A 21,219-nucleotide genomic window follows, 5' to 3' on the forward strand; every position below is an offset into this window, starting at 1 on the left:
CAGTCTAGTTCGCGGCGAGCCGCGCGGCGATCGCGTCACCGACCTCCGACGTCGACCGCTTCGCCCCGCCGCGTTCGGCGAGGTCGGCGGCCACGGCCTGCTCGACGCGGGTCGCGGCATCCGTCTCGCCGAGGTGGCGGAGGAGGAGCGCCGTCGACAGGATCGCGGCGGTCGGGTCTGCGATGCCCTTCCCGGCGATGTCGGGAGCCGAACCATGCACCGGCTCGAACATGCTCGGGAACGTGCCGTCGGGGTTGATGTTGCCCGAGGCCGCAAGGCCGATGCCGCCGCTGATCGCGCCGGCCAGATCGGTCAGGATGTCGCCGAAGAGGTTGTCCGTGACGATGACGTCGAATCTAGCAGGATCCGTGACGAGGAAGATGGTCGCGGCGTCGACGTGCAGGTAATCCACGGCGACGTCGGGGAACTCGGCCGAGACCGCGTCGACCGTGCGCTTCCAGAGCGAGCCGGCGAAGACGAGCACGTTCGTCTTGTGCACGAGCGTGAGCTTGCGCCGGCGCTCCGCGGCCTGCGCGAACGCGTACCGGACGACCCGCTCGACGCCGTACGCGGTGTTCACCGACACCTCGTTGGCGACCTCGTGCGGCGTGCCCTGGCGGATCGCGCCGCCGTTGCCGACGTACGGGCCCTCGGTGCCCTCGCGCACGACGACGAAGTCGACCTCGCCGGGGCTCGCGAGCGGGCTGGTCACGCCGGGGAACAGCACGGTCGGGCGCAGGTTCACGTAGTGGTCGAGCTCGAAGCGGAGCTTGAGCAGCAGGCCGCGCTCGATGTTCGCGCCCGCGAGCCGCGGGTCGCCGGGCACGCCGCCGACCGCGCCGAGGAGGATCGCGTCGTGGCCCTTGATCGCGTCGAGGTCGGCGTCGGTGAGCACGTCGCCGGTCTCGAGGTAGCGGGCCGCGCCCAGCGAGAACGGCGTCTGCTCGAACGCGACGCCGGCATCCGACGCGACCACGTCGAGCACCTTCACGGCCTCGGCGACCACCTCCGGGCCGATCCCGTCGCCGGGGATGACTGCGAGCCTGACCGTGCGTGCTGCCATGGATGTCCTTTCGTGCGCAAGCCCTTTCCAGCGTAGTCGCGGCTGTGGCAGCGTGACGTTCGGTGGCAGTGGCCGCCGGCCGGTGCTGGACCCCACCCGCACCGGGAACGGAAGGAGACTCGGATGAGCCTCGGACTCGGAATCGTCCTGTTCGTCATCGGCGCGATCCTCGCATTCGCGCTGAACCTCAGCGTCGACTGGATCGACCTCCAGCTCGTCGGCTGGATCCTCATGGGCGCCGGCCTCGTCGTCGTCATCTTCAGCCTCGTGCTGATGGCACGTCGCCGCCGCACGATCTCGACCTCCCGCACCGCGGTCGACCCCGCCACCGGCGAGGCGGTCCGCCGCGACGAGACGAGCGCACCCGACCCGACCATCCCCTGACTCGATCGGTCCCGCGACCCGCGCGGGAGACGAGGATGCCCCGCCGCCCGGCTCCCGTTTCGGGAGTGCCGCGCGACGGGGCATCCGTCGGTCCCGCGTCGGCCGCACCGGGCGGCCGACGCGATCAGGACTCGGTGATGTCGATCTCGACCATGACGTCGGCCGCGATCTCGTCGCGGACCGCTTCCAGGACCTCGGCCGGGACCGGCGAGTCGACCGTGAGGACGCTGAGCGCCTGGCCGCCGGCCTTCTGGCGCGCGATCTGCATGCCCGCGATGTTGATGCCGGCCTCGCCGAAGCGGCTGCCGTAGACCGCGACGATGCCCGGGCGGTCGGTGTAGAGCATCACGATGTGGTGGTCGGCGATCGGGACCTCGATCTCGTAGCCGTTGATGCCGACGAGCTTCTCGATCTGCTTCGTGCCCGTGAGCGTGCCCGACACCGACAGCTGGGTGCCGTCGGCGAGCGCCCCGCGCAGCGTGATGACGTTGCGGTACTCGGGCGACTCGGCCTCGGTGATGAGGCGGACGTCGATGCCGCGCTGCTCGGCGAGCAGCGGCGCGTTCACGTACGACACCGACTCGCTGACGACGTTCGTGAAGACGCCCTTCAGCGCGGCGAGCTTCAGCACGCTCACGTCGTAGTCGACGAGCTCTCCGCGCACCTCGACGTCGAGGCTCGTGAGCGCACCGCGCGCGAGGCCGCTGAACAGCTGGCCGAGCTTCTCGACGAGCGGGATGCCGGGACGCACGTACGGGTCGATGACGCCGCCCGCGACGTTGACCGCGTCGGGCACGAGCTCGCCGGCGAGCGCGAGGCGCACCGACTTCGCGACCGAGATGCCGGCCTTCTCCTGCGCCTCGTCGGTGGATGCGCCGAGGTGCGGCGTGACGACGACGTTCGGCAGCGCGAGCAGCGGCGACTCCTTGGGCGGCTCGCTCACGAACACGTCGAGGCCGGCGCCGGCGATCGTGCCGGCCACGAGCGCGTCGTGCAGCGCGACCTCGTCGATGAGGCCGCCGCGCGCGACGTTCACCACGTACGCGGTCGGCTTCATCTTCGCGAGCTGCTCGGCGCCGATCATGCCGGTCGTCTCGGGCGTCTTCGGCATGTGGATGGTGATGAAGTCGCTGCGCTCGAGGAGCTCGTCGAGCGAGACCGTCTGCACGCCGAGGTGCTGGGCGCGCGCCGCGGTGATGTACGGGTCGTAGGCGATGACCTCGACGCCGAACGCCTGCAGGCGAGCGGTGATGAGCGCGCCGATCCGGCCGAGGCCGATGATGCCGACCGTCTTCTCGAACAGCTCGGTCCCGGTGTACGCCGAGCGCTTCCACTGGCCCTGCGCGAGCGCCGAGTGCGCGGCCGGGATGTGGCGCGCGAGGCTCAGGATGTGGCCGACCGTGAGCTCGGCGGCCGAGATGATGTTCGATGTCGGCGCGTTCACGACCATGACGCCCGCGGTCGTCGCGGCCTTGATGTCGACGTTGTCGAGGCCCACGCCGGCGCGCGCGACGACCTGCAGCTTGGGCGCCGCGGCGATCGCCTCGGCGTCGACCTTCGTCGCCGAGCGCACGAGGATCGCGTTCGCGTCGGCGAGCGCCGACAGGAGCGCCGGGCGGTCGGTGCCGTCCACGTTCCGGATCTCGAAGTCGGGCCCGAGGGCGTCGACGGTGGCGGGAGAGAGTTCTTCGGCGATCAGCACGACCGGCTTTGACACGAACGATTCCTTCGGGGAGGTGCGCGAGCCCGCGCGAGTGCGGAGGGAGTGCGCCACAGCCGTCGGGCGCGCCTCAACTCTACTTGAGGGCCGCGCGCGTCTTCGCCCTGTGACGGACGCCGCCGAGGCTCACGCGATCGAGGCCGTGACCTGCAGCAGCGCGGCGAGCGAGAGGAACGTCGCCGCCGAGGCCGCGAGTCCCGTCGCGTAGGCGAGGACGGCGATGAGGATGCCCCGCCGGCGCGCGAGCGCGAACGCACCCGCGAACCACGCGATCGGCGCGAGCGCCGCGACCGCGAGGATGACCCATCCGGTCGCCGTGAGCGTCGCGCCGAGCCCGACCGTGAGGACGAGCACGCTCTGCACGACCTCCCACACGTCGTAGGCGTAGAACAGCCCGAACACGACGGCGAGCGCGACCTGGAGCCAGAGCGGCAGCGGCGCGCGCGCGGTCGGCACCGCGGATGCGGACGCGGATTCCGTGCTCATGAGGCCACCCCCAGGATGAACGGCAGCGGGACGAGCGCGATCGCGCCCGCCGCGAGCCAGGCGAGACGGACGCGCGGCCGGCGGGCGACCGCCGACACGAGGCCGAACCAGAGTGCGGGCGCCGCGACCGCGAGCCACAGGCCGAGCCGGTACATGACGTCGCCGAGCACGCCCATGCCCGAGGCATCCGAGCGCACGGCCGTGAGCAGCCAGCCGAGCGTGTACAGGAGGTACACGCCGCCGAGCACGCCGAGCACCACGAGTTCGACCGAACCGGCCTGGCGACGGGAGCCGGATCCGGCTTCGGCGTCGCCCGCGCCCGCCGCATCCCGCTCGCGGGCGTCCGGAGCGTCCGCCGCGGCCTCAGCGTCCTCCGCGGGCGTTGCGTCGCCGGCGGCATCGCCGCGCGGAGCCGTGCCGCCGACCCGCTTCCAGCCCGGCGCGAGCGCCTTCTCGTCGTCGCCCTCCCAGCGGAGGGCGTCCTCGTCGTCGTCGCGCGTCATGCACCGGCCTCCGTGAGTTCGACCGCGGCCGCGGCCGCGGCGGCGACCGCAGCCGCGACGAGGGCGCCGTCGGTCGCGTCGAATCCGTCGACGCCGCCGCCCGGCCCGCCCGCGCCGCGGATCTCCGTCCGCCGGGCGGACAGGTGCACTGCGTCGACCCGGGCCGACGCGAGCGCGCGGATGTCCTCGACGCGCACCCCGCCGCCCGCCATGAGCTCGAGATCGTCGCCGACCGCGGCGCGCATGCGCTCGAGGCCCGGCAGCCCGCGACGGCAGTCGGGCGCGCCGCCCGAGGTGAGGACGCGACGGATGCCCCGCCCGGGCAGCGCCGACACCGCGGCGACCGGGTCGGCCGCGGCATCCACGGCTCGGTGCACCGTGACGTCCAGGCCGCCGGCCGCGTCGACGAATCGGGCGAGGGCCTCGAGGTCGAGCGCGCCGTCCTCCGCGAGCGCGCCGACGACCACGCCGTCGGCACCGAGCCGCGCCGCGGCGCGGATCTCGCGGACGATGTCGGCGCGCTCGTCGGCGTCGTAGACGAATCCGCCGCCGCGCGGGCGGACGAGCACGTGCACGAATCCGGCGGTCCCGGCCGACCGTGCTGCCTCGACCGCCGCCTCGACGAGTCCGGCCGACGGCGTCAGCCCGCCGAGCGCGAGCGCCTGGCAGAGTTCGACCCGGGCGGCGCCGGCATCGAGCGCGATGCGGACGCCCGCCGAATCCTGGACGGCGATCTCGACGGGAAGCTGTGGCGATGGCACGCTGCAACGCTACCCGCCGCGGCCCCGGCCCGACGCACTCGACGGCGCGCATCCTCGGTGGCATCGTCGGCGCCATCTCGGCGCGCATCCTCGGCCGGCGCCTCGGCCGGCGACCGACAGGCGGCCCGCCCCGGTTCCCCGGGACGGGCCGCCTGTCGGTCGCCTGCGATCAGGACGTGCCGATCACCCGATCAGTAGGCGCCCAGGTCCTGCCACGGACCCCACAGGTCGCCCGGCGCCTGGTTGCGGGTCCACCACTTGGCCTTCCAGAGGTGCCCGTTGTGCGCGACCGTCTCCCCGCCCGTGTAGGTCCACGAGTTGGTCCAGGTGAGGAACGTGCCCTTCGAGGTCACGACCGGGGTCCCGACCTCGGCCCACGCCCCGTACGGGGATGCGCCGGGGACCTGGCCCTGGGTCCACCACTGCGCCTGGTAGACCTTGCCCTGGTAGGTGACCTTCTCGCCGCCCGTATAGACCGTCTTGCTGCCCCAGGCCGGGTAGGCCGGCGTGACGGCGAGCGGCAGCGTGACGGTCGTCCCCGACGGCGCCGCCACGAGCGTGAGCACGCGGTTGCCGGCGGGCGTGGCGACCGGGACGGTGACGTTCACCGTCGCGACGCCGCCCGTGACGGTGACCGTCCCGATCGTCGTGCCGTCCAGCTTCACCTGGAGCGAGGTGTTCTGCGGCGACCCGAGGCTCGTCAGGTCCAGGCCGCCGACCCCGAAGGAGAGCGCCGCGCCGGCCTGCACCGAGGTCGGGACGACCGGCACCTGCACCGCCTGGCGCGCGAAGTCGGGCGTCAGGTTCGGGTGCGCCTGCAGGTACGCGATCCACGCGTCACGGTCGATGAGCCCCGTGTCCGTGGCATCCGAGCCGTCGCGGAACGCCCAGAAGTTGTCGCCGCCCTGCGCGAGGAACGAGAACGTGCCGATCCGGTACTCCGCGTTCGGATCGAGCGGCTGCCCGCCGATCGTCACCGACGTGATGTGGTGGTCCATCGGCGCGGCCGGGTCGAACGTGTAGGTCACGTTGTCCGACAGGCCGAGCTGCAGGTACGGGCGCGTGCCCGCCCCGCCGATCGGCACGCCGGCCGCCGTGCGCTGCCACTGCTGCTCGAGCACCGCCTTGAACTCGGCGCCCGTGAGCGTCGTGGTCCAGAGGTTGTTCACGAACGGGAGGACGTTGTTCGCCTCCGCGTAGGTGATCACGCCGTCGGGCGTCTGGAACAGCTCGGCCCGGAGGCCGCCGGGGTTCACGATGCCGATCTCGGCGCTGCCGTACTGCTCGGCCGACAACGTGTCCCGCAGCGAGTTCGCGACGAGGTCGCCGAGCGTCGACTCGCTCGCGCGGTCGTCGCGGGTCGTGCCCGTCCACGTGCCGCCCGGACCCGAGTACGAACCGCCCGTGTACGCGGTCGTGATGTCGGCCGTGACCGAACCCACCGGCTGGTTGCCGATGATCGCGGCCTGCGCGGCGGCGGCGTCCACGATCGACTTCACCTCGGCGACCCGCGGGTACGCCGCTGCGAGCGTCGCATCCGCGGTGGTGGTCCGGGTGACGATCTTCGCGGTCGACGCGGTCACCTCGCCGCTGTCGCGGTCGAAGGTGAGCTTGACCGAGCCGATCCGCTCGCCGTAGTTGCCCGCCTGCACGACCGGGCGCGTCGCGACCTCGGCACCGGTCACCGGCGCCTGCCAGGCGTACGGCTGGTGCGTGTGGCCGTTGAAGATCACGTCGACCTCGGGCGAGGTCTCGTTCACGATCTTCGCGAAGGTCGGGCTCTCGGCGATCTCGCTCTCGAGCGTGGAGCTCGCGGTGACGGTGTCGGCGCCCTCGTGGTACTCGGCCACGATCACGTCGGCCTCGCCGTTCGCCGGGTTGCCGTCGCTGAGCTGCGACGCGACGCGGTTGACCGCGACGACGGGGTCGCCGAAGTCGAGCGTCGCGATGCCGCCCGGCGTGACGAGCGAGGGCGTCTGCTGCGTGACGGCGCCGATCACGCCGACCTGCACGCCGCCCACGTCGACGATCGCGTACTCCTGGAGGGCCGGGATACTCGTGCCCTTCTGGTAGACGTTCGCCCCGAGGTACGGGAAGTCCAGGCTCGGGATGACCCGCTGGGTCAGGTCCGCGAGGCCCTTGTCGAACTCGTGGTTGCCGACCGCGGAGCCCCGAACGTCGAGCGCGTCCAGCACGTCGAGCGTCGGGACGTCGCCCTGGCTCGCCGAGGCGAACAGGGAGGCGCCGATGCTGTCGCCCGCCGAGAGCACGGCGACCGCGCCACCGGCGGCCTCCGCCGCGGCCCGCTCGGCCTCGATCGTCCCGGCGAACTTCACGGTGTTCGACTGCCCGCTGACGGCATCCTTCTCGATGCGACCGTGGAAGTCGTTGAAGTTCAGGAACGTCAGGTCGATCGGCCCGAGCAGGCCGTCGTCGAGTCCGACGACCACGGGGTCGTGGTCGCTCGAGCGGTACGGGCCGTCCGCGTAGAAGTTCGTCCCGTGGTAGTTCTCACGGCTGTACTCCAGCGCGAGGGACTCCTCGGCGTTCACCTCCCACACGTCGGCGCCGGTCGCCCGGTCGAGTGCGGCCTCGTTGAGCAGGACGTGGTCGAGCGAGCCCGACAGCCCCGAGAACGAGTAGGAGTACTGGCCCGGCGCGAGCTCTGCGGCCGCGTCGGCGTATCCGTCCGCGTACAGCACCTGGAGCGGGTCCTCCTGCGTGTACGAGTTGAAGTCGCCGACGAGTGCGACGGCATCGCCGTCATCGGTGACCTGGTCGATCCAGGCCGAGAGCGCCTCGGCCTGCGCGACACGCGAGGCGTTCGACGCGCCCTGTCCGTCGCCGGAATCGGCGTCGCCGGGCAGCGGACCCGCCGAGCCCTTCGACTTGAAGTGGTTGACGCTGACGAACACCGACTCGCCGCCGGCGACGGGCGCGAACGCCTGGCCGATCGGCTCCCGGGCGTTCGCGAACGGCTCGTTCCCGTCGCTCTCGGTGCCGAGTGCGCGAGCCGCGCCGACCCGTTCGACGGCGGCAGGCTGGTAGATGATCGCGTTCGAGATCACGTCCTGCAGCGAGGTCGAGGGCAGCTCCGACGAGGAGGGCACGTACGCCCACTTCGTGGATCCCGCGTCGGCGTTCAGCGCCGCGACCAGGGTGGCGAGCGCCTCGTCGGCGACGCCGTCGACGACCGCCGAGTTCTCGATCTCGAGGAGCCCGACCACGTCCGCGTCGAGCGCGTTGACGGCCTCGACGATCTTCGCCTGCTGGTGCGACAGGTCGGTGGCGTCCCATGCCCCGCGCGGGCCGTTGCCCGGGCAGTTGTTGACGGTGACGCCGTTGCCGAAGCGGTCGTTGAACGACGTGCATCCGGAGACCTCGGAACCGAGCGTGGTGAAGTAGTTCAGCACGTTGAACGACGCGACGGTGACATCGCCGCCGACCGGCGCCGGCGACGCGGTGCGGTCGTTCTCGAAGGAGACCGGCGAGGGCGTCGCCCCGCCCGCGACGTACGCCGAGGTCGGGTTGAGCTTCCACGCGTTGTTCCGCCAGTCGACGATCACCGGGCGGTCGAAGGTCACGGCCGCGCCGACGCGCACGGGGGCGGTCGTCGAGATGTACGGCGGCGTGAGCCCCGAGTTCGCGGCACTGAGGAAGTTCGTCGACGCACCGTCGTCGAGCACCACCGCGCGCGCGGCGTTGTCGGCCGACACTGCGGCGGACGCCGGCGATCCGGCGTCGGCGACCTCGGTCGGCTGGATGAGCGGCGTCGTGCCGGACGCGAGCCCGACCTCGCCGAAGTTGTTCGTCGTGAAGGTGTTCGACACCGTGAATGCGCCGCTCGGGGCGACGAGCGTCGACTCGAGCGTCTCGCGCTGCGCGTCCGTCGTCGGCCAGCCGACGATCGACGGGGCGACCGGGGCTGCCGCGGGAAGCAGCTCGAGGTTCGCGGTGCTCGCCGCGGTGATCTCGGTGAGCCCGTTGAACTCGGATACCGGACCGGTGACGCGCACGGTGTCGCCGATGGCGACGGCGGCGGCGACCGCCGCCGGCCCGAAGACGAAGATCGCGTCGGATGCCGTGTGCGTCGCGAGGTCGATCGCGCCGCCGGTGCCGGGCGTCTGGATGACGAAGCCGCTGAGGCCACCGGTCGGGTAAGCCGCGGTCACGACGCCCGTGGTGGTGGCGGTCTGCCCCGCCTTGGGCGAGATCGCGCCCGTGCCCTGGATCTCGGCGATGGTGTAGGTGCCGCTGCCGGGGTCGGTGCCGCCACCGCTGGCGGCGTTCGCCGGTGACGGGACGCCCGCCGTGAAGTCGGCCGCGTTGTTCGCGGTGTTGGCGTGCGTGGCGTTGCGCGAGACGGACGCGGTGGCCGACGGTGCGGGCGTCGGGCCCGTGCCGGCGAACGCGGTCGCGGTCGTCCCGAAGCCGACGAAGTCGACGACGCTCGCCGAACCGGCGCACGAGGTTCCGGCGGTCGTGCCGCAGGTCAGCGCCGTCGTGGTGTTCACGAGCGCGACCTTTCCGGCCGCGGCGCCCATCGCGATCGTGCCGGTCACGTCCGGCGTCGGGAGGTCGACCGACCCGCCGGCGCCGAACCCCTGGCCGACGAGGAAGTGGCCGCCGGCCGGGATCGACCCGGTGAGCGGCGTCGTCAGGCTCGCTGAGAAGGCGCCCGTCGCCGAGGCATACTGCACGGACCAGCCTGCCAGCGACACCGCCGCCGACCCGGGGTTGTACAGCTCGATGAAGTCCTGCTTCAGCGTGGCGCCGCTGTTGCCGCCGCCGCCGTAGACCTCGTCGATGATGACCGGTGCACTCGACGACACCGCGGCATTCGCCGGAACCGACCCGACCGCGACACCCCCGATCACCAGTGCGGTGGCGCTCATTGCGCCGAGCAGGGATGTCAGTCGGGATCGCACCTCAGGGCACTCCTTCGTTCAGCAGTGGTCGACCTGGCGGAAACGCAGCCGTCCCCCATGGTGGGGGGATCGCACCGAGCGGGACAAGGGCGCTGTGTGACGAATCGATGAAATCCCGGCCCATATTCCCGATTCGGCATGGTCGTCCTGCGCATCCGAGCACGCTCCGGCCGATCCGGTGCTCACCTGCGCACCACGGCGACCGAGTCCGTCCGCACCGACTTCGGGTACTGGAACGCGATGCCCTCGACCAGGAACTCGTCATCGGATGCCGCGTACCGGTTCTGGGTTCCGCGCGCGACGATGTTCCACGGCCGCATCTGGGAGAACGCATCCGCGCGTCCGGTGTCCCGCAGGAACTGCCCGTAGTCGTAGGGGTGCGACCACGGCTCCCCGAGCCGCTCGGACCACGTGTCCACCCCGACCGCGCCGCCCGCGAGATCGACCTGCAGCAGGCGCTGGAAGCCGGTCGACCGCTCCCCGGTATGCGTGCGGAACTCCTGGTAGTCCGCGAGGAGTTCGACGACCGTGTGTCCCGGGATCCCGCCGGCTCCGGGCGTGACGATGGTCCCGAGTCCGTGGAAGTGGCCCGAGAGCACGAGCACGACGTTGCGGTTCGGCGCGATGACCCGCTCCCAGAGCCGGTCGGCACGGGACATCCATCGCGACCCCGCCGAGCGGCGCGCGGGAAGGTCCGCATCCGCCGCCTGCAGGTGCTCGTGCGTCGAGACGACGACGTTGCACCGCGGATGCCCGTGCACGACCTCCTCGGCCCAGTCGAGCTCTCGGTCGTCGTACCCGTACGGCAGCGCGAGCATGAGGAAGCACGCGCCGGCCGCGTCCACGAGGTCGAAGTGCGCCGAATTGTCGTCGGGGCCGATCGAGCCGCCCCACGTCGGTGATCCGGCGTACCGTGCCGGCGGGAACGCCTCGTTGAACAGCGAGGAGTCCACGCCCCGCTTGGTGTCGTGGTTGCCAGGCAGCACGCTCGACGGCACGCCCGCGAGCTCGAGCCGCGCCTGCAGCGCGCTCGCGATCGCGAACTCGCGGCGAGCCCGGACCGGCGACTGGTCGGGATCGACCCAGTTCTGCACGAGGTCGCCGGTGTGCGTCGCGAATGCGATCCTCCGGTCGGCGGCGTTGCGGATGATCCAGTCGATCATCTCGGCGTACACGTCGGGGTACGCCTCGGTCAGGTACTGGGTGTCCGTGAGGTGGCTGATCGCGAAGTCGTAGTCCGCGGGCGCCGCGAACGCGCCATCGACTCCGGCCGGGAGTGTCGTCGCCCGGCTCCCGGCCTGCACGAGCAGCTCGACCTCGCCGTCGCGGATCTCCGACGCCTCGATCCGACCGGCGAGCGCGATCCGGCCGTCGACCTCCGGCACCCCCTCGGCCAGTGCTCGCCAGGACCCTCCGTCCCACACGGAGAGCACGACTCCGGCGCGGCCGATCGCCGTGCCGTTCCAGGCGAGCTCGACCCCGTCGGCCGACGCGTCCGCCGGCACGGCGACGCGCTGGCGGACGTACGGGAGCGCGAACCCGTCGTCGGATGCCTCGACCGGTGCGCCCGGTCCGATCTCGCGTTCGTCCGCACCGATGCGGGTGGTGAGTCGTCCGTCCGACGCGCCCGCCCACGCGGCGACGACCGTCAGTGGCGTCCCGCGGGCCGCGGCGCGGGCGGTGTGCCGCTCGCGAAGCCGGCGGACCTCCTCGAGGTCGCGTCGTGCGAGCACCGGGGTCGTGGCGGCGCCGTCGGACGTCGCCGGCGCAGCTTCGGATGCCGGTGCGACGAGGTCGAGCACTCCGGGCGTGGCCGCGTCGGCGACGAAGTCGTCGGCGTCGACGCCCGTGAAGGCGGCCCGACGGTACGTCTCCCCCGCGAGCCGGTCGGGCTGGAACATCGCGAGCGACACGCCCTTGGAGCACGCGCTCGGTACCTCCACGCTCCGATCCATCTCGTTCTGCGCATACGCGCCGACCCGGTCGACCGGCCTGCCGGCCGCGGTCTCGACCCAGTACCCGGCACCGCGGAAGTCGAGTTCCGCGGCGAGCGTCGCGTCGGCGCGGAACGCGGATTCCGGGGCATCCGACGCCGATGCCGTGTCGCGGGCCGCCGCGACCCAGGTGCCGCCCGGTGCGAGCACCGTGCCGGCCGCGACGGTCGCCAACGCGTCGCGCAGCCGGTACCCGTCCGCGCCGCAGCCGCGAATCCGCCATCCGCCGATGTCGACGGGCTCGGCGCCGTAGTTCGCGAGCTCGACGAAGTGATGGCGCGCCGACCCGGTCGGCACCTCGGACGGGTCGACCGCGAACTCGCTCACCGCGACGCCGAGCGGGTCGGGGTAGGCGAACGGCCGGTGCGCGAGCCCCGTGTCGGTGCGTGCGTTCTCGGCGCCCGGCGTGCGCCGCGCGACGACCCAGACGCCCTCGCCCGTGCGCTGCCACGACTCGCCGGTCGCGGCGTCGAGGTCGGGCGGGAGCTTCGCGTCGTGCTGGCAGGCGCTGTCGTCGTGCGCGGACACCGCGACGCCGGTCACCCGGTCGCCGGCCGGCGTGACCAGCAGCGCCCCGAAGGCGGACTGCGCCAGTGACGTCGGGTTGCGGACCACGCGCGTGCCGCCGCCGGAGTACTGCGGCCCTCCGACGACGAGTCGCTCGCCCGGCGCGAGCACCGTGCCCGGCTCGAACTCGGCCATGAGCGTGTCCGGCGTCAGGCGCCCGGCGGCGGTGCACCGGTACATCCGCCAGCCGCCGAGGTCGACGGATGCCCCGCCCCGGTTCGCGACCTCGACGAGGTCGTCGCCGTCGGACTCGACGCCCGCGGCCGCGATCTCCTCGACCCGCACCTCGGGGGCGGATGCCTCGGGCGGGCGCGTGCCCGCGACCCCGGGCGTCGCTCGGGCGCGGACCCAGTCGGCGTCCGGGTCGCCGGTCACCCCGACGCGTTGCCAGCTCTCGTCGAGCGCGAACGCGAGCGTGTTCGGCAGGTTCGGCCCGAATGTGCACTCGCTCTGCGTGGGCCACGGCTCGTTCGGGTACACGCCGACCGCGTCGACGCGCGCGCCGTCGGGATCGACGAGGAGGAGGCCGAACCCGCGTGCGGAGAAGCCCTGCGTGATCGACGCGTCGGCCACGTCGGCGGGAAGGCTTCCCGATCGCGCGACCGTGAACACCTCGCCTGGGGCGAGCACGACACCGGCGAGGTCCGCCTCGCCGGCGTCGAGCCGCGGCCGCAGGCCGAGTGCGTTGCAGCGGTACACGTCCCACCCCGTGAGGTCGACCGGCGTGCCGGACACGTTGCGCAGTTCGAAGAAGCTGTCGTCCGACGATCGGGACGTGCCGTTCGCGATCTCGTCGATCACGACCGTGCGCGCACCTCCCGCCGGCGGGTCCACCGCGACCGGGCGGCTCTCGTCCTCGGCGGCGACGGGCTCGACGGCCGCGGGCCCGGCGGCGGGCTGCCCGGTCCGTGCGGTGGATGCGACCGGTGCCGCCGACGCGGCGGCGACGCCCGGAACCAGCGTGGACAGGAGCGCGGCGATCAGCAGGGCGATGGGCGGGGTGCGGCGGGAGGGACTGGTCTGCCGACCGGCGATCCCGGTCGCGCGGCGCGAGGTCACACCGGCATGCTCGGCGCAGCGGATGAACGGCCGCCGACCCGCGCCGCCGTGTCGGGTGAACGTGCGATGACGTCCCGTTCGCGTCGCACGCGGTGGATGCGGAACCGACGCTCGGAGACGACGGATGCCCCGACCCATCGGGCCGGGGCATCCGGTTCGTTCAGGCGATCGCGATCGCGATCGCGATCAGCGTGACGCGAGCGTCAGCGAGCGACCTCGCCGTCGCCGGGCGCCGAAGGCGCACCGACGAGCGCAGCGTCGCCGACTGCGTCGACGCGCGAGGACGCGAGCGTCAGCGAGCGACCTCGCCGTCGACGTAGTCGTCCTCGTTGGTCTGCGTCCACGCGAACAGCTTGCGCAGGTCGCGACCGGTGGTCTCGATCGGGTGACCCTCGCCCTTGGCACGGAGCTCGAGGAACTCGGCCGCGCCGTTGTCCTGGTCGTCGATGAAGCGCTTGGCGAACGCGCCCGACTGGATGTCGGCGAGCACGGCCTGCATGTTCTCCTTGACGCGCGGGTCGATGACGCGCGGGCCCGAGACGTAGTCGCCGTACTCGGCGGTGTCGGAGACGCTCCAGCGCTGCTTGGAGATGCCGCCCTCCCACATGAGGTCGACGATGAGCTTGAGCTCGTGGAGCACCTCGAAGTAGGCGATCTCGGGCTGGTAGCCGGCCTCGGTGAGGGTCTCGAAGCCGTACTGCACGAGCTGCGACACGCCGCCGCAGAGGACGGCCTGCTCGCCGAACAGGTCGGTCTCGGTCTCCTCGGTGAAGGTCGTCTTGATGACGCCGGCGCGCGTGCCGCCGATCGCCTTGGCGTACGACTTCGCGAGGTCCCAGGCCCGGCCCGAGGCATCCTGCTCGACCGCGATGATGTCCGGGATGCCGCGACCGGCGACGAACTCGCGACGCACGGTGTGGCCCGGCGCCTTCGGCGCGACGAGGATCACGTCGACGCCCGCGGGGGCCTCGATGTAGCCGAAGCGGACGTTGAAGCCGTGACCGAAGACGAGGGCGTCGCCCTCCTTCAGGTTGTCCTTCACCGACTCGGCGTAGATGTGGCGCTGGAACTGGTCCGGCGCGAGGATCACGACGACGTCGGCCCACGCGGCCGCGTCTGCGACGTTCTTGACCTCGAAGCCGGCCTCCTGGGCCTTCTGGGCGGACTTCGAGCCGTCCTTGAGGCCGATGACGACCTCGACGCCGGAGTCGCGGAGGTTCTGCGCGTGCGCGTGGCCCTGCGAGCCGTAGCCGATGACGGCGACCTTCTTGCCCTGGACGAGCGAGAGGTCGGCGTCCTTGTCGTAGTACATCTCAGCCATTGCGGTTCTTTCTCCTTGGGATCGGTCTGGGCGGGCGCCGCGATCGCACGGCGTCCAGGTTGGGTCAGGCGCGGAAGACGCGCTCGGTGATGGACTTGGCGCCGCGGCCGATGGCGAGGAGGCCCGACTGGGCGATCTCCTTGATGCCGTAGGGCTCGAGCACCCGGAGGAGGGCCTGGATCTTGCCGCTGTCGCCGGTGACCTCGATCACGAGCGCGTCGGTCGACACGTCGACCACGCGGGCGCGGAAGAGGTTCACGGCCTCGAGGACCTGCGAGCGCGTCGTGTTGTCGACGCGGACCTTGACGAGCAGGTGCTCGCGCTGGACCGACTGGTCGGGGTCCAGCTCGACGATCTTGATCACGTTGACGAGCTTGTTCAGCTGCTTCGTGACCTGCTCGAGCGGGAGGTCCTCGACGTCGACGACGACGGTGATCCGGCTGAGGCCGGGGATCTCCGAGTGGCCGACCGCGAGCGACTCGATGTTGAAGCCGCGACGCGCGAACAGGCCGGCGACGCGGGTCAGCAGGCCGGGCTTGTCCTCGACGAGGAGCGACAGCACGTGGGTCGACATGGTCAGTCCTCCTCGGTGAAGGCCGGCGAGTGGTCGCGGGCGTACTGGATGTAGCTGTTGGAGACGCCCTGCGGCACCATCGGCCACACCATGGCGTCGGCCGAGACGACGAAGTCGATCACGACCGGGCGGTCGTTGGTCTCGAGCGCGAGCTTGATCGCGGCGTCGACCTCCTCCTCCTTCGTGACGCGGATGCCGAGGGCGCCGTACGCCTCGGCGAGCTTCACGAAGTCGGGGATGCGCGCGGTGCCGTGGCCCGTCGACAGGTCGGTGTTCGAGTAGCGGCCGTCGTAGAAGAGCGTCTGCCACTGCCGCACCATGCCGAGCGACGAGTTGTTGATGATCGCGACCTTGATCGGGATGTCGTTCAGGGAGCACGTCGCGAGCTCCTGGTTCGTCATCTGGAAGCAGCCGTCGCCGTCGATCGCCCAGACCGTGCGGTCGGGCTGGGCGACCTTCGCGCCCATGGCTGCCGGGACGGCGTAGCCCATCGTGCCCGCGCCGCCCGAGTTGAGCCAGGCGTTCGGGCGCTCGTACTTGATGAACTGCGCGGCCCACATCTGGTGCTGGCCGACGCCCGCGGCGTAGACGCCCTCGGGCCCGGTCAGCTCGCCGATCCGCTGGATCACGTACTGCGGTGCGAGCAGGCCGTCGCTGGTCGGCGCGTAGCCGAGCGGGAACTCGCCGCGCAGGCCGTCGAGCGTGGCCCACCATTCCGTGAGGTCCGGCGCGCCGACCGCGCTGGCCGGTCCGAAGGCGGCGGTGAGGTCGACGAGGACGTCCTTGACGTCGCCCACGATCGGCACGTCGGCCGTGCGGATCTTCGAGATCTCGGCCGGGTCGATGTCGACGTGCACGACCTTCGCCTCGGGGGCGAAGAGCGCGGCCTTGCCCGTCACGCGGTCGTCGAACCGCGCGCCGAGCACGACGAGCAGGTCGGACTCCTGCAGCGCGAGCACCGCGGGGACGGTGCCGTGCATGCCGGGCATGCCGAGGTGCTGCTGGTGCGAGTCGGGGAACGCGCCGCGCGCCATGAGCGTGGTGACGACCGGGATGCCGGTCGCCTCGGCGAACGCGAGGAGCTCGCGGGATGCCCCGGCGCGGATGACCCCGCCGCCGACGTAGAGCACGGGCCGCTTGGCCTCGGCGATCATGCTCGCCGCTGCGGCGACCTGCTTGCCGTGCGCCTTCGTGATCGGCCGGTAGCCCGGCAGGTCGACGCGCGGCGGCCAGTGGAACTCGAACGTGGCCTGCTGGGCGTCCTTGGTGATGTCGACGAGCACCGGGCCGGGTCGGCCCGTCGTCGCGATGTGCACGGCGGCCGCGATCGTCGAGGGGATCTCCTCGGGCCGCTTCACCAGGAACGAGTGCTTGGTGATGGGCATCGTGATGCCGACGATGTCGGCCTCCTGGAACGCGTCGGTGCCCATGAGGTTCGAGAACACCTGGCCGGTGATCGCGAGCAGCGGCACCGAGTCCATGTGGGCGTCCGCGATGGCGGTCACGAGGTTCGTGGCACCGGGGCCGCTCGTCGCGATCGCGACGCCGAGCCGGCCGCTCGATGCGGCGTAGCCCTCGGCCGCGTGGCCGGCGCCCTGCTCGTGTCGGACGAGGATGTGCCGGAGCGTGGATGCCGACAGCAGCGGGTCGTACACGGGCAGGATGGCCCCGCCGGGCAGGCCGAAGACGTCGTCGATGCCGAGGAGCTCGAGCGAGCGGACGACCGCCTCGGCTCCGGTGATCACCTCGGGCGCGCTCGGCGGCACCGGGGCGTGGGACGGCACGGGGGTGGATTCCGTGGTCATTCGCTTCCTTCTGGTGGCTGGGATGAGCTGGAGGAGCGCAGCACTCAGCCCGTCGTCGCGCCTTCGGCGGCGGAGCGCACGAGCTTGGAGTACTTCGCGAGAACGCCTCGGGTATAGCGCGGAGGAAGTGGAGCCCAGCCTTCACGGCGGGCTGCCAGCTCGGCTTCGTCGACCAGTAGGTCGATGGAACGAGCCGCGATATCGACCCGAATCAGATCACCATCGCGCACCAGGGCGATCGGACCTGCGTCCACCGCCTCGGGTGCCAGATGGCCGATGCAGAGGCCGGTTGTGCCGCCTGAGAATCGACCGTCCGTCAAGAGTAGTACATCTTTTCCGAGCCCAGCGCCCTTGATGGCGGCGGTGATGGCGAGCATCTCGCGCATGCCGGGGCCGCCCTTGGGGCCCTCGTAGCGGATCACGACGACGTCGCCGTGCGTGATCTCGCCGTTCGTGAGGGCGTCCATCGCGGCGCGCTCGCGCTCGAACACGCGCGCCGGGCCCTCGAAGACGGCCGCGTCGAAGCCGGCCGTCTTCACGACCGCGCCCTCGGGCGCGAGCGTGCCGTGCAGGATCGTGAGGCCGCCGGTCTCGTGGATCGGGTCGTCGAGCGTGTGCAGCACCTCGCCGTCGAGCGGCGGCAGGTCGAGCTCCTCGAGGTTCTCGCGCATGGTCTTGCCCGTGACCGTGAGCACGTCGCCGTGCAGCAGGCCCGCGTCGAGCAGGGCCTTCATGAGCACCGGCACGCCGCCGCGGCGGTCGACGTCGTTCATGACGTACTTGCCGAACGGCTTGAGGTCGCCGATGTGCGGCACCTTCGAGCCGATGCGGTTGAAGTCGTCGAGCGTGAGGTCGACCTCGGCCTCGCGCGCGATCGCGAGCAGGTGCAGGACGATGTTGGTGGAGCCGCCGAGCGCCATGCCCACGGCGATCGCGTTCTCGAACGCCTCCTTGGTGAGGATCTGGCGCGCCGTGATGCCCTGCTTCAGCAGGTTGACGACGGCCTCGCCCGAGCGGTGCGCGTAGTAGTCGCGGCGGCGGTCCGCCGACGCGGGCGACGCCGAGCCCGGGAGCGAGAGGCCCAGCGCCTCCGCGACCGACGCCATGGTGTTCGCGGTGTACATGCCGCCGCACGCGCCCTCGCCGGGCGCGAACGCGCACTCGATGCGCTTGGCGTCGGCCTCGCTCATCTTGCCGGCCTTGACCGCGCCGACGGCCTCGAACGAGTCGATGATCGTGATGTCCTTCTCGGTGCCGTCGCTCAGGCGGACCCAGCCGGGCGCGATCGAACCGGCGTAGAGGAAGACGCTCGAGAGGTCGAGCCGGGCCGCGGCCATGAGCATGCCGGGGATCGACTTGTCGCAGCCGGCGAGCAGGACCGAGCCGTCGAGGCGCTCGGCCTGCATGACGACCTCGACCGAGTCGGCGATGACCTCGCGGGAGACGAGCGAGAAGTGCATGCCCTCGTGGCCCATCGAGATGCCGTCGGAGACCGAGACGGTGCCGAACTGGAGCGGGTAGCCGCCCCCGGCGTGCACGCCCTCCTTCGCGGCGCGGGCGAGCCGGTCGAGCGACAGGTTGCAGGGCGTGATCTCGTTCCACGAGCTCGCGATGCCGACCTGCGGCTTGTCCCAGTCCGCGTCGCCCATGCCGACGGCGCGGAGCATCCCGCGGCTGGTGGTGGCTTCGATGCCGTCGGTGACGACGCGACTGCGGGGCTTCGGATCGATCTGGGACATGGCTTCGATTCTAGGTCCAGCCCGGGGGGTCGCCGACCGCCGTCGCGCGCCGCTCGGCGAGCAGTCCGAGCAGCTCCGCGACCTCCTCCGGGCTGCGCACGCGGTGCGCCGCGATGGACTTCCCCTGGCCGACCTTGACGCCCAGGTCGCCGTCCTCGAGCGCTGCGAACGCGTCCTCGTCGGTCACGTCGTCACCGACGTAGAGCACGGCCGTGGCGCCCGCGTGCTGGCGAAGCCGGCGCAGCGATTCGCCCTTGTCGTTCGACCGGACCGCGAACTCGATGACCGACTTGCCGGCGCGCACGGTGATGCCGCGGAGGGCCCGCGTCACGCGCTCGCGCGCGTCCTGCTGCAACGCGACGCCGACGTGCGGGCTGAGTCGGCGGGTGTGCAGCGCGACGCCCGCGGGCTTGAACTCGACCCAGGCGCCGTCGACCGTCGCCGCGGCCTCCTCGACGATCCGGGTGAGCCGGCGCAGGTGCTCGCGTTCGGTGTCGCGCAGGTCGACCGTGACCGATCCGCCGTCGAGCTGCAGTTCCACGCCGTGCGAACCCGACAGCAGCGCGCCCTCGGGCGGATCGGCGACGTCCACGAGGCTCGCGAGCGCCCGGCCCGACACGATGGCGACGCGCGTGTCCGGCGTCGCGGCGAGCCGGATCAGCGCGTCGCGCGCGGGCGGGGTCGCCCGCGCCTCGTCGGGGCGGTCCACGATGGGCGCGAGCGTCCCGTCGAAGTCGAGCGCGACGAGCAGTCGCTCGGCGCCGGCGAGCGCGTCGAGCGACAGGGCGAGCGCCTCGGACACGCCCGGCGTGATGCGGCCCGTGCCGGTGAGGGTCTCGAGGAACGTCGCCGACCAGTTGGCGACGTCGTTCTCGCGGACGCGCTTGCGCAGCGACCGCATCCGGCGCGTGCGGTCCCTGTGGGGCATCCCGATCGCCAGCTCGATCGCGTCCTTCAGCCCCTCGATGTCGTGGGGGTTCACGAGCACGGCCTGCCGGAGCTCGTCGGAGGCGCCCGTGAACTCGCTGAGCACGAGCACGCCGTCGTTGTCGAACCGGCACGCGACGTACTCCTTCGCGACCAGGTTCATCCCGTCGCGCAGGGCCGTGACGAGCATGACGTCGGCCGCGAGGTAGAGGGCGACCATCTCCTCCCGCGGGTAGCCGTGGTGGAGGTAGGCGATCGCCTGGTGCCCGAGCGTGGACTGGTCGCCGTTCAGGCGGCCGACCGTGAGCTCGATCTCGTCGCGCAGCTGCCGGTACGTCTCGACGCGCTCGCGGGACGGGCTCGCGACCTGGACGAGCGTCACGTCCTCGACCGAGAGCCGGCCGTCGCGCAGGAGCTCGCCGAACGCCTTCATCCGGTGCCGGATGCCCTTGGTGTAGTCGAGGCGGTCGACGCCGAGCATGATCGTGCTCGGGTTCCCGAGGCTCTCCCGGATCTCCCGCGACCGCGCCTGCACGTCGGGTCGGCGCGCGATCTCCTCGAACCCCGCGGCGTCGATCGAGATCGGGAAGTGGCGCGCGACGACGCGGCGGACCGAGCCGTCGGGATCGGGCACCTCGATCGTGCTCCCGCGGGTCGTGTAGCCGAAGAGCCGGCGGATGGCCCGGCTGAAGTTGCCCGCGTCGGCGGCGCGCTGGAACCCGATGACGTCCGCGCCGAGCAGCCCCTCGAGCACCTGGCGCCGCCACGGCAGCTGCGAGTAGATGCCGTAGGCCGGGAACGGGATGTGGTTGAAGAACCCGATCACGAGGTCGGGGCGCTGCTCGCGGAGCATCCGGGGCACGAGCTGGAGCTGGTAGTCCTGCACCCAGACGACCGCCCCCTCGGCGGCCGCGCGCGCGGCCGCCTCGGCGAACCGCCGGTTCACCCGCACGTACGCGTCCCACCACTCGCGGTGGAAGCTCGGCGGCGCGATGACGTCGTGGTAGAGCGGCCAGAGGGTGTCGTTGGAGAACCCCTCGTAGTAGTCCTCGATCTCGTCGGGCGTCAGCGGGACCGGGATGATCGAGATGCCGTCGTGCTCGAACGGATCGAACTCGCGGTCGGCGACGCCCGCCCAGCCGACCCAGGCGCCGTCGGCGGCGCGCATGATGGGCTCGAGGGCGGTCACGAGCCCGCCCGGCGAGCTCTTCCACCCGGTCGACCCGTCGGGGCCCTCCTCGTAGTCGACCGGCAGCCGGTTCGACACGACGATCATGTCGTACGCGGCGGGAACGGGTCCTGGTTCGGGGGTCTTCGTCATGCGGCGGTTCCTCCTCGACCGCTTCAGGCTAGCGCGGCACGGCGCGAGGCGCCCGGGATCCGGCACG

Annotated in this window: 13 protein-coding genes; 1 reads left to right on the plus strand and 12 read right to left on the minus strand. The window is 72.1% G+C overall.

Going from position 1 to position 21,219, the window contains the following annotated elements; translation table 11 throughout:
- Nucleotides 1-4: 4 nt before the first annotated feature.
- The gene (locus tag ACDF64_RS16560; RefSeq protein ID WP_394552450.1) at nucleotides 5-1,063 is read right to left on the minus strand and encodes a 3-isopropylmalate dehydrogenase; all 1,059 of its coding nucleotides are present in this window, start codon (nucleotides 1,061-1,063) and stop codon (nucleotides 5-7) included.
- A gap of 123 nt (nucleotides 1,064-1,186) precedes the next feature.
- Between ACDF64_RS16560 and ACDF64_RS16565 the strand changes: the two genes are divergently transcribed.
- Nucleotides 1,187-1,447 (plus strand): DUF6458 family protein, encoded by a 261-nt coding sequence (locus ACDF64_RS16565; protein WP_394552451.1) that lies wholly within the window; start codon nucleotides 1,187-1,189, stop codon nucleotides 1,445-1,447.
- Between the two features lie 124 nt (nucleotides 1,448-1,571).
- Here ACDF64_RS16565 and serA read toward each other — a convergent pair whose 3' ends face one another.
- The 11 genes from serA to ACDF64_RS16620 all read right to left on the minus strand — a co-directional run bounded on the left by serA (nucleotide 1,572) and on the right by ACDF64_RS16620 (nucleotide 21,152).
- The gene (gene serA / locus ACDF64_RS16570) at nucleotides 1,572-3,164 is read right to left on the minus strand and encodes a phosphoglycerate dehydrogenase (RefSeq protein WP_394552452.1); all 1,593 of its coding nucleotides are present in this window, start codon (nucleotides 3,162-3,164) and stop codon (nucleotides 1,572-1,574) included.
- Nucleotides 3,165-3,293: 129 nt separating this feature from the next.
- Complete coding sequence (locus ACDF64_RS16575) at nucleotides 3,294-3,653, minus strand: hypothetical protein (protein ID WP_394552453.1); 360 nt, start codon at nucleotides 3,651-3,653, stop codon at nucleotides 3,294-3,296.
- On the minus strand, nucleotides 3,650-4,156 hold the full coding sequence (locus ACDF64_RS16580; RefSeq protein WP_394552454.1) for a hypothetical protein: 507 nt from the start codon (nucleotides 4,154-4,156) through the stop codon (nucleotides 3,650-3,652). The genes ACDF64_RS16575 and ACDF64_RS16580 overlap by 4 nt, the downstream gene beginning before the upstream one ends.
- Nucleotides 4,153-4,917: a copper homeostasis protein CutC gene (locus ACDF64_RS16585; RefSeq protein WP_394552455.1), complete on the minus strand. Its 765-nt coding sequence runs from the start codon at nucleotides 4,915-4,917 to the stop codon at nucleotides 4,153-4,155. The genes ACDF64_RS16580 and ACDF64_RS16585 overlap by 4 nt, the downstream gene beginning before the upstream one ends.
- A gap of 191 nt (nucleotides 4,918-5,108) precedes the next feature.
- Entirely contained in the window at nucleotides 5,109-9,812 is a 4,704-nt protein-coding gene (locus ACDF64_RS16590) for an ExeM/NucH family extracellular endonuclease (RefSeq protein ID WP_394552456.1), read from the minus strand.
- 215 nt (nucleotides 9,813-10,027) lie between these two features.
- The gene (locus ACDF64_RS16595) at nucleotides 10,028-13,465 is read right to left on the minus strand and encodes a lamin tail domain-containing protein (protein ID WP_394552457.1); all 3,438 of its coding nucleotides are present in this window, start codon (nucleotides 13,463-13,465) and stop codon (nucleotides 10,028-10,030) included.
- Nucleotides 13,466-13,757: 292 nt separating this feature from the next.
- The gene (ilvC, locus tag ACDF64_RS16600) at nucleotides 13,758-14,786 is read right to left on the minus strand and encodes a ketol-acid reductoisomerase (RefSeq protein WP_394552458.1); all 1,029 of its coding nucleotides are present in this window, start codon (nucleotides 14,784-14,786) and stop codon (nucleotides 13,758-13,760) included.
- 64 nt (nucleotides 14,787-14,850) lie between these two features.
- On the minus strand, nucleotides 14,851-15,360 hold the full coding sequence (gene ilvN, locus ACDF64_RS16605; RefSeq protein WP_394552459.1) for an acetolactate synthase small subunit: 510 nt from the start codon (nucleotides 15,358-15,360) through the stop codon (nucleotides 14,851-14,853).
- Nucleotides 15,361-15,362: 2 nt separating this feature from the next.
- Nucleotides 15,363-17,165, minus strand: a complete 1,803-nt coding sequence (locus ACDF64_RS16610; RefSeq protein ID WP_394552460.1) for an acetolactate synthase large subunit — start codon at nucleotides 17,163-17,165, stop codon at nucleotides 15,363-15,365.
- A 44-nt stretch (nucleotides 17,166-17,209) separates the two neighbouring features.
- Nucleotides 17,210-18,904: a dihydroxy-acid dehydratase gene (gene ilvD, locus ACDF64_RS16615; protein ID WP_394552461.1), complete on the minus strand. Its 1,695-nt coding sequence runs from the start codon at nucleotides 18,902-18,904 to the stop codon at nucleotides 17,210-17,212.
- A gap of 10 nt (nucleotides 18,905-18,914) precedes the next feature.
- Nucleotides 18,915-21,152: a bifunctional alpha,alpha-trehalose-phosphate synthase (UDP-forming)/trehalose-phosphatase gene (locus ACDF64_RS16620; RefSeq protein WP_394552462.1), complete on the minus strand. Its 2,238-nt coding sequence runs from the start codon at nucleotides 21,150-21,152 to the stop codon at nucleotides 18,915-18,917.
- Nucleotides 21,153-21,219 lie beyond the last annotated feature (67 nt).

It is taken from the genome of Agromyces sp. MMS24-JH15 (assembly GCF_043518605.1).
Lineage (GTDB): Bacteria > Actinomycetota > Actinomycetes > Actinomycetales > Microbacteriaceae > Agromyces.